The 14,771-nt window shown below is 72.7% G+C and carries 12 protein-coding genes; 6 read left to right on the plus strand and 6 right to left on the minus strand.

The genetic code is table 11. From position 1 onward, the window contains the following. Positions 1-210: 210 nt before the first annotated feature. From OTB19_RS38415 to OTB19_RS38435, 5 genes are read right to left on the minus strand one after another with little or no spacing between them, the layout of a single operon-like run. A complete protein-coding gene (locus OTB19_RS38415) occupies positions 211-1,521 on the minus strand; it encodes a DUF58 domain-containing protein (protein ID WP_267803435.1) in 1,311 nt (436 codons plus the stop codon). Then, a complete protein-coding gene (locus OTB19_RS38420; RefSeq protein WP_267803436.1) occupies positions 1,521-2,483 on the minus strand; it encodes an AAA family ATPase in 963 nt (320 codons plus the stop codon). Before OTB19_RS38420 ends, OTB19_RS38415 begins: the two co-directional genes overlap by 1 nt. After that, complete coding sequence (locus OTB19_RS38425; RefSeq protein WP_267803437.1) at positions 2,480-3,742, minus strand: DUF4350 domain-containing protein; 1,263 nt, start codon at positions 3,740-3,742, stop codon at positions 2,480-2,482. The genes OTB19_RS38420 and OTB19_RS38425 overlap by 4 nt, the downstream gene beginning before the upstream one ends. Beyond that, positions 3,739-4,419, minus strand: a complete 681-nt coding sequence (locus tag OTB19_RS38430) for a DUF4129 domain-containing protein (protein ID WP_267803438.1) — start codon at positions 4,417-4,419, stop codon at positions 3,739-3,741. The genes OTB19_RS38425 and OTB19_RS38430 overlap by 4 nt, the downstream gene beginning before the upstream one ends. Positions 4,420-4,426: 7 nt before the next feature. Next, a complete protein-coding gene (locus OTB19_RS38435; protein ID WP_267803439.1) occupies positions 4,427-5,761 on the minus strand; it encodes a glycerophosphoryl diester phosphodiesterase membrane domain-containing protein in 1,335 nt (444 codons plus the stop codon). Positions 5,762-5,995: 234 nt separating this feature from the next. Here OTB19_RS38435 and mtrA point away from each other — a divergent pair, with 234 nt between their 5' ends. The 6 genes from mtrA to OTB19_RS38465 all read left to right on the plus strand — a co-directional run bounded on the left by mtrA (position 5,996) and on the right by OTB19_RS38465 (position 13,427). After that, entirely contained in the window at positions 5,996-6,685 is a 690-nt protein-coding gene (mtrA, locus tag OTB19_RS38440; RefSeq protein WP_200904315.1) for a two-component system response regulator MtrA, read from the plus strand. 13 nt (positions 6,686-6,698) lie between these two features. Beyond that, positions 6,699-8,660 carry an MtrAB system histidine kinase MtrB gene (gene mtrB / locus OTB19_RS38445; RefSeq protein ID WP_267803440.1) on the plus strand — a complete coding sequence of 654 codons (1,962 nt, stop codon included), beginning with the start codon at positions 6,699-6,701 and terminating at the stop codon, positions 8,658-8,660. Then, the gene (locus OTB19_RS38450; RefSeq protein ID WP_267803441.1) at positions 8,650-10,500 is read left to right on the plus strand and encodes an LpqB family beta-propeller domain-containing protein; all 1,851 of its coding nucleotides are present in this window, start codon (positions 8,650-8,652) and stop codon (positions 10,498-10,500) included. The genes mtrB and OTB19_RS38450 overlap by 11 nt, the downstream gene beginning before the upstream one ends. A 114-nt stretch (positions 10,501-10,614) precedes the next feature. Next, a complete protein-coding gene (locus OTB19_RS38455) occupies positions 10,615-11,400 on the plus strand; it encodes a ComF family protein (RefSeq protein WP_420716997.1) in 786 nt (261 codons plus the stop codon). Positions 11,401-11,763: 363 nt separating this feature from the next. Next, the gene (hpf, locus tag OTB19_RS38460; protein WP_267803442.1) at positions 11,764-12,459 is read left to right on the plus strand and encodes a ribosome hibernation-promoting factor, HPF/YfiA family; all 696 of its coding nucleotides are present in this window, start codon (positions 11,764-11,766) and stop codon (positions 12,457-12,459) included. A 191-nt stretch (positions 12,460-12,650) separates the two neighbouring features. Beyond that, positions 12,651-13,427, plus strand: coding sequence for a response regulator (locus OTB19_RS38465; protein ID WP_267803443.1), 777 nt, complete (start codon positions 12,651-12,653; stop codon positions 13,425-13,427). A gap of 33 nt (positions 13,428-13,460) precedes the next feature. On the opposite strand, the gene OTB19_RS38470 is transcribed toward OTB19_RS38465, so the two are convergent. Next, a complete protein-coding gene (locus OTB19_RS38470) occupies positions 13,461-14,636 on the minus strand; it encodes a winged helix-turn-helix domain-containing protein (RefSeq protein ID WP_267803444.1) in 1,176 nt (391 codons plus the stop codon). Positions 14,637-14,771 lie beyond the last annotated feature (135 nt).

A 14,771-nucleotide genomic window follows, 5' to 3' on the forward strand; every position in this document is an offset into this window, starting at 1 on the left:
AAGCCTTTCAGCGCCGATGGTACTGCAGGGGGGACCCTGTGGGAGAGTAGGACGCCGCCGAACAATCATTGTGGGAAAGCCCCGCACCCTTCAGGGTGCGGGGCTTTTCTGCGTTCCAGACCCATTTCGGGTCAGGACGGTTTTCATCGGACCGGCCCGACGCGGTGGTGAACCCCGTCGGGCCTTCCGCCATGCATCTCAGTGTCGGGGCTACAGGCGGCCGGCGGCCTTGAGGGCGAGGTAGGCGTCGGCGAGTGCCGGGGCCAGGTCGTCCGGGGCGGCGTCGACGACGTGGACACCGTGGCGGGTCAACTGGTCCGCCGTGCGGTCGCGTTGAGAACGGGTCTGAGTGCCGGCAGCGGCCTCGTACACGGCGTCGACGCTGCCGCGGGCCGTGGTCATCTCCGCCACCCGGGGATCGGCGACCGAGGCCAAGACGACGGTGTGGCGTTGGGTCAGCTGCGGCAGCAGGGGAAGGAGACCCTCCTCGATCGGGGCGGCGTCCAGGGTGGTCAGCAGGACCACCAGGGAACGGCGCGGGGCGCTGCGCAGGACCATGGACACCAGGGAACGCGCATCGGTCTCGACGAGCTCCGCCTCCAGGGTCGCCATGGCGTTGACGAAGGCGGGCAGGGTGTCGGCGGCCGAGCGGCCCTGGACCTGGGCGCGCGGCCGGCGGTCGTGGGCCAACAGGTCCACCCGGTCACCGGCCCGGACGGCCAGGGCGGTCAGGAGGAGCGCCGCGTCCAAAGCGGAGTCCAGGCGGGGGGCGTCGCCGACGCGGCCCGCCGCCGTACGGCCGGTGTCCACGCAGATGAGGATGTGCCGGTCGCGCTCGGGGCGCCACGTACGGACGGCGACCTTGTTCTGGCGGGCGGTGGCCCGCCAGTCGATGCTGCGGGTGTCATCGCCCGGGACGTAGTCGCGCAGACTGTCGAACTCGGTGCCCTCACCGCGCGTCAGGACGCTGGTACGGCCGTCCAGTTCGCGCAGGCGGGCCAGCCGGGACGGGAGGTGCTTGCGGCTGGTGAACGGGGGCAGAACCCGGACCGTCCACGGGACGGTGTGGGTGCCCTGGCGGGCCAGCAGGCCCAGGGGACCGAGGGAACGGATCGTGACGCGGTCCGCCCGGCGGTCGCCGCGGCGGGTCGGGACCAGCCGGGTGGTCAGCCGGCGGCGTTCGCCCGGGGGGACCGACACGGTGTGGCGGGAGGCGGCGCTCTCGGTGCCCGGGCGCCAACTGCTCGGGGGCCAGGCGTCACGGACCCGGGCGCGAAGCTTGCGGGTGCCCGGGTTGGTGAGGGTGAGGTGGACGTCGGCGTGTTCGCCGAGGCGCACCGAGGTGTCGCCGGAGCGGGCCAGGGTGAGCGTGCGGACGGGCACCGCGAGGGTGTAGTCGAGCGCGCAGGCCAGGGCCAGGGGGCCGTTGGCCGCCAGCATCCCCGTCCAGCTCGGTTCGAGGATGCCGACGGGGATGCTGCCGAGTGCCGCGAGCAGGGCGGCGCGTCCGGTGAGGGCCATCAGCGCGGGACGGGGACGTGGGACAGGATCGCGGTGATGACGGCGTCGGCCGTGACGCCTTCCATCTCGGCCTCCGGGCGCAGTTGGACGCGGTGGCGGAGCGTGGGCAGGGCGAGGGCCTTCACGTCGTCGGGCGTCACGTAGTCGCGGCCGACGAGCCAGGCCCAGGCGCGGGCGGTGGCCAGCAGGGCGGTCGCGCCGCGCGGGGAGACGCCGAGGGTCAGCGACGGCGATTCGCGGGTGGCGCGGCAGATGTCGACGACGTACGCGGCGATCTCCGGGGAGACGGTGGTCGTCTCGACGGCCTTGCGGGCGGTTTCGAGTTCCGCAGGGCCGGCGACGGCGCGCAGACCGGCGGCGTGCAGGTCGCGCGGGTTGAAGCCGGCGGCGTGCCGGGTCAGGACGCCGATCTCGTCTTCGCGGGAGGGCAGCGGGACGGTCAACTTGAGCAGGAACCGGTCCAGTTGCGCTTCCGGGAGGGGGTACGTGCCCTCGTACTCGACCGGGTTCATCGTCGCGGCGACGAGGAACGGCTCGGGCAGCTTGCGGGGCACGCCGTCGACGGTGACCTGGCGCTCCTCCATCGCTTCGAGGAGGGAGGACTGGGTCTTCGGGGGCGTGCGGTTGATCTCGTCCGCGAGGAGGAGATTCGTGAAGACCGGGCCGTTCTGGAACGAGAACTCGGCGGTGCGGGCGTCGTAGACCAGCGAGCCCGTGACGTCACTGGGCATCAGGTCGGGGGTGAACTGGACTCGCTTGGTGTCGAGTTCGAGGGACGCGGCGAGGGCGCGGACCAGAAGGGTCTTCGCGACGCCGGGGACGCCTTCGAGGAGGACGTGACCCCGGCACAGGAGCGCGACGACGAGACCGGTGACGGCGGAGTCCTGGCCGACCACGGCCTTTCCGATCTCGGTGCGGAGCGCTTCCAGTGAGGAACGGGCGCTGTCCGTGGTGGCCGTCATGAGGTGCGGACCTCTCTTTCGAGGGCGTCGAGGTGGTCGGCGAGCGCGACGAGTGCCGCGTCGTCGGCGGGGGTGGTGCCGAAGAGGAGGGCGGTGAGGTCCTGGGCGCCGTCCGCGGAGAGGCGGGCGGACACGGCGGGGACCAGATTGCCGGGTTCGTGGGCCTGGACGGCCGGTACGCCGACCAGCGAGGCGAGACGTTCCCGGGAGGCGGCGCGCAGCACGGTGGCGGCGCGGTCGCGGGCTCCGGACTGGCGGTAGAGGCGGGCACGGCCCTCGGTGGCCTCGGAGGCGCGGACGGCGACGGGCAGTTTCTCGGTGACGAGGGGGCCGAGCCGGCGGGCGCGCCAGAGGGCCGCGAGCACGGCGGCGACGAAGAGTTGGAGCAGGGCCCAGCCCCAGCCGGCCGGGATGAGGTCGAAGAGGGACTTCTCCTCGGCGGAGGGCTCGGTCTCGCCGCTCTGGTCGGCGAGGCCCGGCAGGTACCAGACGAGTTCCGTTCGGGAGCCGAGGAGTTGCAGGGCCAGGGAGGCGTTGCCCTGCTCGGCGAGCTCCCGGTTGAGCAGGATCGACTCGGAGCCGAGGAGGACGGTGTCGCCGCCCTTGGTGGTGCCGGGGAGCACGAGGAGGGTGGGGTGGCCGTCGCTGGGGTAACAGGCGACCGCCCCCGGGAGGTCGGTGGTGTAGCGGAGGCTGTCACCGGTGGCGGCGCGGCCCGCGGACACGGCGGCCGGCAGGGAACAGCCGGGGTCCAGGTTCTCCTGGCCGGCGTACGAGGCGGTGCGTACGCCGGGGGCCAGGTCGGTGAGGCTGCGGCCGCCGGCGCCGAGGAGGACCGTGCGGCCGCCGGAGAGGTCCATGGCGGAGCGCAGGGTGCCGCGCGGGGTGTCGCCGAGCACGTCCGGGTCGGTGACCAGGAGGGTGGTGTCGGGGCCGGCCGCGGCGGCGGCCTCGGCGGCGGTGGTCACGACGCGGGTGGTGACGCCGCGTTCCCCGAGGAGTTCGGCGACGGCGCGGCTGCCGTACGGGTCGGCGGAGCGGGGGTCGAGGTAGCCGTGACGTTCCTCGGACTGGAGGGCGGCCAGGGTGACGGCGCCGACGAGCAGGACGCCGGTGGCGATCAGGAAGCCGCGGGCGCGGACCCACCACAGGGCGCCGCCGGTCGCCGCGCCGCCCGACGGGGTGCGGGGGACGTCGGCGGCGGGGTCCTTGGCGGGGCCGGGGGCGCCGGTCGGGCTCGGGGCGGTGGTGCCGGTCATGCCGTGGGTCCCGTCAGGAGCGGCTTGGCGCGTTCCAGGGTGATGTCGAGGGTGCGCAGGCGGTCGTAGGTGTCGGGATCGCCGGCGCGGCCGCCGTAGGTGACGTCGTCGAAGGCGCGGGCCGCCGCGCGGAGGTCCGCCCCGTGGTCCGGCAGGGAGACGGCGGCCTCGGTGGCGGCCTCGTCGGCGGTGCGGCCGGGGCGCGGGTCCAGGAGGGTGCGTTCCTCCAGGGAGCGGACGACGGCCCGCATGCGTTCCTGGACGGCCTCGGTCCAGCGGCCCGCGGCGGCGTGGGCGTCGGCGGTCGCCCGGTGGTCGGCGGCGCTGCGGAGGCCGTCGTCGAAGAGGAGTCCCGGGCCGGCCGCGGTGCGGCGGGGGGAACCGAGGCGCCACCACAGGGCGGCGACGGCCAGCACGATCAGGACGAGGACGGCGAGCAGGCCGAAGCCGCCTCCGGGGGTCGCCCCGGAGGCGGAGTCGAGGAAGTCGCCCAGCCACTCCCAGAACCGGTCGAAGGCGCGCTGGATCAGGCCCGGGTCGTTGCGGTGGTACGCCGCCTTGGACAGTTCGCGTTCGGCGGCCTCGCGGGCTGCGTCGCGCGGCGTCGTCAGCGGTGGCGTCTCGGCGCCGGGCAGCAGGGCCGCGGCGCCGATGGTGATGAGTCCCCCCGTGCTCATCGGTCCGTCAGCCCCCGTGGCCCGGGGCGGCGCCCGGGTGCGGGTCGGTGGCGGGGGTGTCGACTCCGGCGGCCCGGGCGAGGTCCAGGTCGAGGGCCTCGCGGCGGATGCGCTGGTCGACGTAGAGCAGGACGGTGACGCCGGCCTGGATCGGCATGGTGATCGTCTGCGCGATGATCAGGGCGACGCCGCCGAGGATCAGGAAGCCCCAGGAGCTGGAGGCGGTGCCGTCCATGACGCTGTCGAGGCCGTTGCCGAAGGCGAAGACGCCGATCATCGAGAGCGGGTAGTAGATGATCCCCGTGATGATCGCGGTGATGAGGCCGGTCAGCAGGGTGATGCCGAAGATGCGCCACCAGGAGCCCTTGACGAGCTTCCAGGAGCGGGCGATGGCCTTGAAGACGGTGCTCTTCTCCAGCATCAGCGCGGGCGAGGCCAGGCTGAGGGCGATGCCCAGCCAGACGGCGACCGGGGCCACCACGAACAGCGTCAGGAACGCCAGGCCGATGCTCTTGAAGAGGATGGCGGGCAGGATCAGCACGCCGACGGCCACGACCAGCGCGAGGCCCAGCAGCAGGGTGAGTCCGATCAGGCGCGGCAGTTGCGAACGGGATTCGCGCCAGGCGGTGGCGACGCTGGAGCGTTGGCCGAGGATCGCCCGACTGAAGATCATCGTGAGCATGGCCGTGGCCAGGATCGTGCCGAGGATCTGGACGAGGTAGGTGGCGCTCGTCAGCGCCATGTATCCGGCGACGTCACCGACGGACACGTCGATCGCCGAACCGCCGCGGGGGTACGTCTCCAGGTCCTCCAGGACGTACTTCTGCACGAGCACGCCGACGACCTGGACGATCACGGCCACGAGCAGGGTGATCGGCAGGACCGAGCGCCAGTGGCTGCGCATGGTGCTGACGGCGCCGTCGAGGATCTCGCCGAGGCCCAGGGGGCGCAGCGGGATGACACCGGGCTTGGCGGCGGGCGGCGGGCCCCAGGGGGCTCCGGGGTGGCCGTACGGGCCGCCGTAGTGGCCGCCGTAGGGGGATCCGTACGAGGGGCCGCCCGGGGCGCCGGGCTGTTGGCCGGGGGCTCCCCAGCCGGGGCCCTGCGGGGGCTGGGGGGCCTGCGCGGGGGTCGGTGCCTCGGTGCCGGGGCTCGACCACTGGCCGGGCGGCGGCTGGGTGGCGGACCAGCGGGGGTCGTCGGAGGGCTGTGCGGGCCGTGCGGGCGGCGGTGTGCCGCCTGCGCCCTCGCTGCCGGAGCCCTGGCTCCCCTGGCCGCCCTGACCGCTGCGGTCGTCGGAAGGGGAGGATCCGGGCGTAGCCCAGCCCGGAGAGTCGTTCATGTCGCTCCTTCACGTGCGTCTGCTGCGGCGGGGGCGCTGGTTTGGCTGCCATCGTGCCACGTGGGAACGTCGAGCGGACCGGCCCTCCCCCGGAATCCGAGCCGCTCGCGCCTTCAATTGTCGCTCGGATCCGGGGCAGACTGGTCGCCCTGATCACCACGCAGGTCCGAGGGGCGATTTCCAGCCCTTTTGGCTGTGGGACAGCTCACCGCCAGGTAACGATTAGCTAATGGGATGATGTCAAGCATGAAGGGACGAGTCCTTGTCGTCGACGACGACACCGCGCTGGCCGAGATGCTCGGCATTGTGCTGCGTGGAGAAGGTTTTGAGCCGTCGTTCGTAGCTGACGGTGACAAGGCGCTGGCTGCCTTTCGGGAGGCGAAGCCGGATCTGGTCCTGCTCGACCTCATGCTGCCCGGACGGGACGGCATAGAGGTCTGCAGGTTGATCCGGGCGGAGTCGGGAGTGCCGATCGTCATGCTCACGGCCAAGAGCGACACGGTCGATGTGGTGGTGGGCCTCGAATCCGGGGCCGACGACTACATCGTCAAGCCGTTCAAGCCGAAGGAGCTGGTGGCCCGCATCCGAGCCCGCCTGCGCCGGTCGGAGGAGCCCGCGCCCGAGCAGCTGACCATCGGTGACCTGGTCATCGACGTGGCCGGCCACTCGGTCAAGCGCGACGGTGCGTCCATCGCCCTGACCCCGCTGGAGTTCGACCTGCTGGTCGCCCTCGCGCGCAAGCCCTGGCAGGTGTTCACCCGTGAGGTGCTGCTGGAGCAGGTCTGGGGCTATCGGCACGCCGCCGACACCCGGTTGGTCAACGTGCACGTACAGCGACTGCGCTCCAAGGTCGAGAAGGACCCGGAGCGGCCCGAGATCGTCGTGACGGTGCGCGGTGTCGGCTACAAGGCCGGGCCGAGCTGAGATGAAGGCCGGCATGCCCCGGGGAGGCCCCCGCAGGGGGGTCCTGCGGGGCGGCCGGCTGCTCCGGGACGGAGCACCCGGCGGCCCTGTGCTGCGGCTGTTCGTGCACCTCGCACGACGGCCGCTGCTTCCGGCTGTCCGGATCTGGCGGCGCAACATCCAGCTCCGGGTGGTCGCGGCGACCCTGCTGATGTCGCTCGGCGTGGTCCTCGCGCTCGGTTTCGTCGTCATCGCCCAGGTCAGCAAGGGGCTCCTCGACGCCAAGGAGGAGGCCGCCCAGAGCCAGGCCGCGGGAGGCTTCGCGGTCGCACAGGAGAAGGCCAACACGCCGTTCGCGGCGGACGGGCCCGACGCGAACGACAACAAGGTCGGGCGCGACGCCAGCACCTGGATGAACTCCCTCGTCAAGCAGCTGGCCAGTGGTGGCCAGACCGCCTTCGAGGTCGCCGCGCTCGGCGCCGGCACCGGCGAGGAGAGCGGCCCCGGTCCGGGAGCCCAGGGAGTCAAGGGCGCCCGCGCCTCCGGCAACGTCGATCCGACGGCCAGCGTCCCGGCCTCGCTGCGGCGGGCCGTCAACCACGCCACCGGCACGTTCAAGACGTTCTCCCAGATCCGCTACACCGCGGGCGCCGAGGAGAAGGCGCCCGAGCCCGCGCTGGTCATCGGCAAACGCCTGACCGACATCAACGGGGCCCCGTACGACCTGTACTACCTCTTCCCGCTCAGCCAGGAAGAGGAATCCCTCAACCTGATCAAGGTCACGATCGCCACCGCCGGGGTGTTCGTCGTCGTACTGCTCGGCGCGATCGCCTGGCTCGTCGTGCGCCAGGTCGTCAACCCCGTGCGGATGGCCGCCGGGATCGCGGAGCGGCTCTCCGCCGGGCGGCTCCAGGAGCGGATGAAGGTCACCGGCGAGGACGACATCGCCCGTTTGGGCGAGGCCTTCAACAAGATGGCCCAGAACCTCCACACCAAGATCCAGCAGCTGGAGGACCTCTCCCGGATGCAGCGGCGGTTCGTCTCGGACGTCTCGCACGAGCTGCGGACCCCGCTCACGACCGTCCGCATGGCCGCCGACGTCATCCACGACGCGCGCGTCGACTTCGACCCCGTCACCGCGCGCTCCGCCGAGCTCCTCGCCGGACAGCTCGACCGGTTCGAGTCGCTGCTCGCCGACCTGCTGGAGATCAGCCGGTTCGACGCGGGCGCCGCCGCGCTGGAGGCGGAACCCATCGACCTGCGCGAGGTCGTCCGCCGGGTCATCGACGGCGCCGAGCCGCTCGCCGAGCACAAGGGCAGCCGGATCCGTGTCCTCGGCGACACCCAGCCCGTCATCGCCGAAGCCGACTCGCGGCGCGTCGAGCGGGTCCTTCGCAACCTCGTCGTCAACGCCGTGGAACACGGCGAGGGCCGCGACGTGGTGGTGCGGCTCGCGTCCGCGGGCGGGGCCGTCGCCGTCGCCGTACGGGACTACGGGGTCGGACTCAAGCCGGGCGAGGCCACCCGCGTGTTCAACCGCTTCTGGCGGGCCGACCCGGCCCGCGCCCGCACCACCGGCGGGACCGGCCTGGGCCTGTCGATCGCCGTCGAGGACGCCCGGCTGCACGGCGGCTGGCTCCAGGCCTGGGGCGAGCCCGGCGGCGGCTCGCAGTTCCGGCTCACCCTGCCCAGGACCGCCGACGAACCGCTGCGCGGATCCCCGATCCCGCTGGAGCCGGAGGACTCGCGGTCCAACCGGGCCAGGGCCGCCGCCGAGGCCGCGGGCCGCGGCGACGCCCGCGGCAACGGCGACGGACGCCGGCAGGGCGGTCCGGGCGCCTCCACCGCCGAGCGTTCCGCGATACCGCCGCGCTCGGCCGTCGCCGGAGCCGTGCCGGTGCCCGCGGACCCCACGGCGCTGCCCGGCAACGGAGCGCGCGTCGTCGCCCGGCCGGCCGACCAGGCAACCCAGGAGGATGGATCCGGTGGACGCTGAGCGCGAGCCCGCGGGCGCACGGGCGCCGCGGCGGGGCACCGCACGGGCCGGCGTCGCCGTCGGCGCGGTCGGGCTGCTGCTGGCCGGCTGCGCCTCCATGCCCGACCGGGGCGAGGTCCGCGAGGTGCGAGCCTCGCAGGGCGTCGACTCGCAGGTGCGGGTCTTCGGCGTGCCGCCGGCCGACAAGGCCAGCCCGACCGACATCGTCGACGGCTTCCTGGAGGCGATGACCAGCGACGATCCGCAGCTGGAGACCGCCCGCAAGTACCTCACCGACGACGCGGCGAAGAACTGGAAGCCCGGCTCGACCGTCACCGTGCTCTCCGCCGGCCTCGACCGGTTCCCCGTCCAGGGCGACAAGGAGTCCGAGGGGCACCGCTGGAAGGTCACCGGCAAGAAGCTGGCGACCGTGGACGAGCGCAGCGCCTACCAGCCGGAGACCGGCGGCGGCCGCTACGAGGAGTACCTCCAGCTGGTCAAGTTCAAGGACCAGTGGCGGATCGCGACGCCCCCCAGCACCCTCGTGCTCAGCGAGTCCGACTTCCAGCGCATCTACAAGCCCGTCAACAAGTACTACTTCGGCGACGGGACGCTGGTCAACGACCCGGTGTACGTGCGCCAGCGCAGCGATCCCGACTCGCGGATGGACCCGACCACCCAGACCGTGCAGTCGTTGCTCGCCGGTCCCTCCAAATGGCTCGGGCCGGTCGTCACCACCAGCTTCCTGACCGGGACGGAACTGGCCCCGGGCACCAAGTCGCTCTCCCTGGACGGCCAGAACACGCTGCGCGTGCCGCTCAAGCTCGACAACAAGGCCGCGCACGTCCCGCAGTCGCAGTGCCAGAAGATGGCCACCCAACTCCTCTACACCATCAAGGACCTGACGGCCTCCCGGCTGGACCGGGTCGAACTCCAGCGCGCCGACGGCAAGACCACGCTGTGCTGGGTGACGCGCGCCTCCGCCGCGCCGCTGGCCAACCGGGTGCCGAGCCAGGTGCACCAGTACTACGTGGACAAGGACTTCCGGCTCGTCCGGATGTCGCTCAACGTGGCCGCGGAGGAGCAGCAGCCGCAGGAGAAGCCCGAGTCGGTGCCCGGACCGTTGGCCACCGCGGCCACGTTCAAGGTGGGCTCCGCCGCCGTCACCTACGACGAGAAGCGGGCCGCGGTGGTCTCCGAGGACGGTCGCGGGCTCCACGTGGTCAACATGACGACCGCCGGCCCGATGCCACCGGCGCTGCTGACCAGCAAGGGCAGGCTGTCCGCGCCCAGTTGGGACGCGCACGGCGACCTGTGGGTCGCGGACCTCGATCCGCAGAACCAGGGGTTGTGGCGGGTGCCCGGCGGTACCGGCACCCCGCACAAGGTCGACGTCGCGGGCCTGGACGACGGGAAGATCACCGGACTGAAGGCCTCCCCGGACGGGGTGCGGATCGCGCTGCTCGTCCAGAAGGGCGACGACCGCAAGAACCTGTACGTCGGTCGGATCGAGCGGCCCGAACGCAAGGGCGACGTCTCGCCCGTGTCGGTGCGCGAACTGCGCCCGGCGGCCCCGCAGATGGCGGACGTGATGGCGATGAGCTGGGCGCCGCGCGGCAGGCTGCTGGTCGTGGGCAAGGAGAACGGCGGGATCACGCAGGCCCGCTACATGCTCGCCGACGGCTCGATGGTGGCGGCGAGCCTGCCCGGAGCGGCCGGCCTGACCGGGATCGGGGCGTACGAGGACGAGGCGCAGCCCGTGGTGGCCTCCTCCGACGAGGACGGCATCGTGTGGCTGCCGCCGGGTGCGCAGTGGCGCACGGTGGCGGCCGGCGGCCGGGCCCCGGTCTACCCGGGCTGACCCGGTCGGTTCCGGGGCCGACGCGGCGTCGGGCTGATCCTTCCGGCTGCCCGGCTGCCCGGTGGTTGTCCACAGGGGTGGCGGCCGGCCGGGCCGCGCCGGCAGGGTCGCGGTGTGCGGGTGCCTCGGGTGCGGGAGTGGTGGCGGGAGCTGTCCGGGCTGGTCCTGCCGGTGGACTGCGCCGGCTGCGGGGCGGCGCGGGTGTCGGTGTGTCCGGAGTGCCTGGAGGCGCTCGGAGGGGCCGGTGCGGGCCGGGTACGGCCGTCGCCGGCGCCCCCGGGACTGCCCGCGGTGCACGCGGGCGCGGTGTACGCCGACGCCGTCCGCGAGATCGTACTGGCCCACAAGGAGCGGGGCGCGCTGCCCCTGGCCGGCCCGCTCGGGGCCGCCCTCACGGCCGCCGTGCTGCTGTCGCTGCCGGGTGGGGCCGGCGGTGGGGCGGCGGGGACGTCGGGCGAGGTGGTTCTGGTGCCCGTGCCCTCCGCGCGACACCGGACCCGGGCCCGCGGGCACGATCCCGCGCGCAGGATCGCGCTGGCCGCGTCGGCGGGTCTGCGCGGGAAGGGGGTTCCCGCGCGCGTGGTGCCCGCGCTGAGGCTGCGCCGGCGGGTGGCGGACCAGGCGGACCTCGGGGCGCGGGAACGCCGGGAGAACGTCGCCGGCGCCCTCGCGGCGGGACCGGCCGGGGTGCGGTCGGCGGCCGGGGCGCGGATCGTGGTGGTGGACGACCTCGTCACGACCGGGGCGACGCTGGCGGAGGCGTCCCGGGCGCTGCGAGCAGGCGGTCTGTGGCCGGTGGCAGCCGCGGTGGTCGCGGCCCCCGCGGACTCGTTCGTACCCGCGGAGTCTTTCGTTCGGATTCGGTCGACAACCCGTGTGGGACGAAAAACTCGCGAATAGTTCAGGAACTGCCGGGGAAGGCGCATCGTTGCAGGTAGTAAGAGGGAAGCACCACCTGAACGGAGGTAGGTTCCGGTAGCGGGTGCCGACAACCGGCATTGAGGGATATGTTCGGTTGTGAGGAACTGGCGATCCTTGGGCCCCATGCCATCGGAGCACCAGGCCGCCCGTTTTCGGGATCTTTTTGGGATCTTCGGTCAGAGGGTGTCCCTCTACTCCGAAGTCGGTGGGATGTAGATCTTGCCGATGGGGGAGGAGGAGGTGAAAGTCGCCAAGTCCGAGGCTCCGGTGAACACCGGGGTCTGGTGCGAAAGGGAGACACTTCGCCCCTGGTGGCGGAGTTATCCGGGAACGGAGTTCTGCGTGGACATCGTCGTCAAGGGCCGCAAGACCGAAGTGCCCGAGCGGTTCCGCAAGCACGTGGCAGAGAAGCTGAATCCCGAGCGGATCCAGAAGCTCGACGCCAAGGTGATCAGCTTGGACGTCGAGGTGTCCAAGGAGCACAACCCGCGGCAGGCCGACCGTTCCGACCGCGTGGAGATCACACTGCACTCGCGGGGCCCCGTCATTCGGGCGGAAGCCGCAGCCGCCGACGCGTACGCGGCGCTGGACCTGGCTCAGGACAAGCTGGAGGCCCGGCTGCGCAAGCAGCACGACAAGCGGTACACCCGCCGCGGCAACGGCCGGCTGTCCGCGGCCGAGGTCGCCGACGTCGTGCCGGGCGTCGCGCAGCTCGACGGCAACGGCGAGCTCGTCACGGACGAGGCGACCGACGGAGTGCCGACCACCAAGGTCGGACCCCTCGACGTGCAGGGCGAAGGCCCCCTGATCGTCCGGGAGAAGACCCACTCGGCGTCGCCCATGTCGCTGGACCAGGCTCTGTACGAGATGGAGCTGGTGGGTCACGACTTCTATCTGTTCGTCGACTCCGAGACCAAGCTGCCCAGCGTCGTCTACCGGCGCCACGCCTATGACTACGGCGTCATCCACGTCAACCCGGACGGTGCCTCCAGCGCGGAGGAGCCGCGCGGCGGCGCGGGTGGATCGCTCGGCGGCTGACCACTCGACCCTTGCCCTCGTGGGACGCCTGCGGGCGTCCCGCGAGGGCACCCGTACGGCTCGTATGAGCCGGCCGGGTCCTCGTCGGGCCCCCTCCCGGTGCCGCGGGCATGGAATCATGGCGAGCGGTCAAGCGGCGGCCGACCCCGTCGGGTTGGACCGGCAGCTCAGCACATGCAGGGGGAGGAACGATGGCGGACAGCTTCGGGCCGGTGCGCGGTGACGACGGCGCGGGCTGTCGTGAGGTGGGGCGGGGGACGCGCGGTGACGGCGTCGCCGGTTCCGGTGAATCCGGTGACACGGCGGGGGAACCCATTCGGGTGCTCGTGGTCGACGACCACGCACTCTTCCGGCGCGGGCTGGAGATCGTCCTCGCGCAGGAGGAGGACATCCAGGTCGTCGGCGAGGCCGGTGACGGCGCGGAGGCGGTGGACAAGGCCGCCGACCTGCTGCCGGACATCGTGCTGATGGACGTGCGGATGCCCCGGCGCGGCGGGATCGAGGCGTGCACGTCGATCAAGGAGGTCGCCCCCTCCGCGAAGATCATCATGCTGACGATCAGCGACGAGGAGGCCGACCTCTACGACGCGATCAAGGCGGGCGCGACGGGATACCTCCTCAAGGAGATCTCCACGGACGAAGTGGCCACGGCCATCCGGGCCGTGGCGGACGGCCAGTCGCAGATCAGCCCCTCGATGGCGTCGAAGCTGCTCACCGAGTTCAAGTCGATGATCCAACGGACGGACGAGCGGCGGCTCGTGCCGGCGCCGAGGCTCACGGACCGGGAGCTGGAGGTCCTGAAGCTGGTCGCCACCGGGATGAACAACCGCGACATCGCGAAGGAACTGTTCATCTCGGAGAACACCGTGAAGAACCACGTGCGGAACATCCTGGAGAAGCTGCAACTGCACTCCAGGATGGAGGCCGTGGTGTACGCGATGCGGGAGAAGATCCTGGAGATCCGCTAGCCGGTCGCGCGGGCGTGCCCCCGCGGGCGCGCCCTACAGGGCGGCCAGTTCCGCCGTGACGGCCGCCGCCTCGGCCGCGGTGCCGGCGCGCTCGACGCGCACCGTGTCACAGCCGACCCAGGAGGCCGCCTCGCGCAGCGCCTCGGCCATGGGACGGGCGGCTGCGGGATCGGTCAGGGAGAGCTGGCGGGCCACCAGGGTCGTGCCCTCCCGGGCGGGGTCCACCCGGCCCCGGAGCCGCCCGCCGGCCAGCAACGGCATGGCGAAGTACCCGTGTATCCGCTTGGGTTTGGGCACGTACGCCTCCAGGCGGTGCGTGAACCCGAAGATCCGCTCGGTGCGCGGTCGGTCCCAGACCAGGGAGTCGAACGGCGAGAGCAGCGTCGTGCGGTGCCGGCCCCGAGGAACCGACCCCAGTGCGGCCGGGTCGGCCCAGGCCGGCTTGGACCAGCCCGCCACCTCCACCGGAACCAGACCCGACTCCTCGACCACCGCGTCGAACTGGGCTCCCCCCAGGCGGTGGTAGTCCGCGATGTCCGCGCGGGTCCCGACGCCCAGCGACCGGCCGGCCAGCGCCACCAGCCGGCGCAGGCACTCGCGGTCGTCCAGGTCGTCGTGGAGCAGGGCGTCCGGGACGGCCCGCTCGGGCAGGTCGTACACGCGTTTCCAGCCACGTCGCTCGGCGCAGACCACCTCGCCCGTGTCGAGCAGCCACTCCACCGCGATCTTGGTCTCGGACCACTCGAACCACTCGCCGCCGTTCTTGGCGCCGCCCAGCCCGGTGGAGGTGAGCGGACCCTCGGCCCGGAGCCGGTCCAGGACCGTCCTGGTCGAGCGCTCCTTGTCCTGGAGGACGTGCCAGCGGTGGCCGCGCGCCCGTCGGGCGCGACGGCGGAACGCGAAGTGCGGCCACTCCTCGATCGGGAGGATGCAGGCGGCGTGCGACCAGTACTCGAAGGCGTGCCGGTCCGACCAGTACGCCGCCTCCACGGCGGGCCGGCCGACCGCGCCCAGGCGTGCGTACGGGATCAGTTCGTGCGAACGCGCCAGGACGGAGATCGTGTCCAGCTGGACCGCGCCCAGGTGGCGCAGGACGCCCCGGACACCGCCCCGGCGGTCGGGCGCGCCCAGGAAACCCTGCGCGCGCAGCGCGATCCGGCGGGCCTCGTCGGCGGACAGGGACACGGTCGGCGGCGGCACGGTCGTCATCCCCGAACCCTAGTGCTGCTCCGCGAAAGTTCGTGGAGGGGGGTTCAGGCTTCCTGGAGGGGGCTGGCGGCGTAGGTCCACTTGAAGGGGCGGGCGGTCTCGTTCCGTTTGATCATGTAGTCGTCCATCTTGGCG

It is taken from the genome of Streptomyces sp. H27-H5 (assembly GCF_026627505.1).
GTDB lineage: Bacteria > Actinomycetota > Actinomycetes > Streptomycetales > Streptomycetaceae > Streptomyces.

Coding starts and splice junctions, on each gene's coding strand:
- OTB19_RS38415 (WP_267803435.1), bottom strand. CDS start 1,521: ATGGCCCTCACCGGACGCGCCGCCCTGCTCGCGGCACTCGGCAGCATC.
- OTB19_RS38420 (WP_267803436.1), bottom strand. CDS start 2,483: ATGACGGCCACCACGGACAGCGCCCGTTCCTCACTGGAAGCGCTCCGC.
- OTB19_RS38425 (WP_267803437.1), bottom strand. CDS start 3,742: ATGACCGGCACCACCGCCCCGAGCCCGACCGGCGCCCCCGGCCCCGCC.
- OTB19_RS38430 (WP_267803438.1), bottom strand. CDS start 4,419: ATGAGCACGGGGGGACTCATCACCATCGGCGCCGCGGCCCTGCTGCCC.
- OTB19_RS38435 (WP_267803439.1), bottom strand. CDS start 5,761: ATGAACGACTCTCCGGGCTGGGCTACGCCCGGATCCTCCCCTTCCGAC.
- mtrA (WP_200904315.1), top strand. CDS start 5,996: ATGATGTCAAGCATGAAGGGACGAGTCCTTGTCGTCGACGACGACACC.
- mtrB (WP_267803440.1), top strand. CDS start 6,699: ATGCCCCGGGGAGGCCCCCGCAGGGGGGTCCTGCGGGGCGGCCGGCTG.
- OTB19_RS38465 (WP_267803443.1), top strand. CDS start 12,651: ATGGCGGACAGCTTCGGGCCGGTGCGCGGTGACGACGGCGCGGGCTGT.
- OTB19_RS38470 (WP_267803444.1), bottom strand. CDS start 14,636: ATGACGACCGTGCCGCCGCCGACCGTGTCCCTGTCCGCCGACGAGGCC.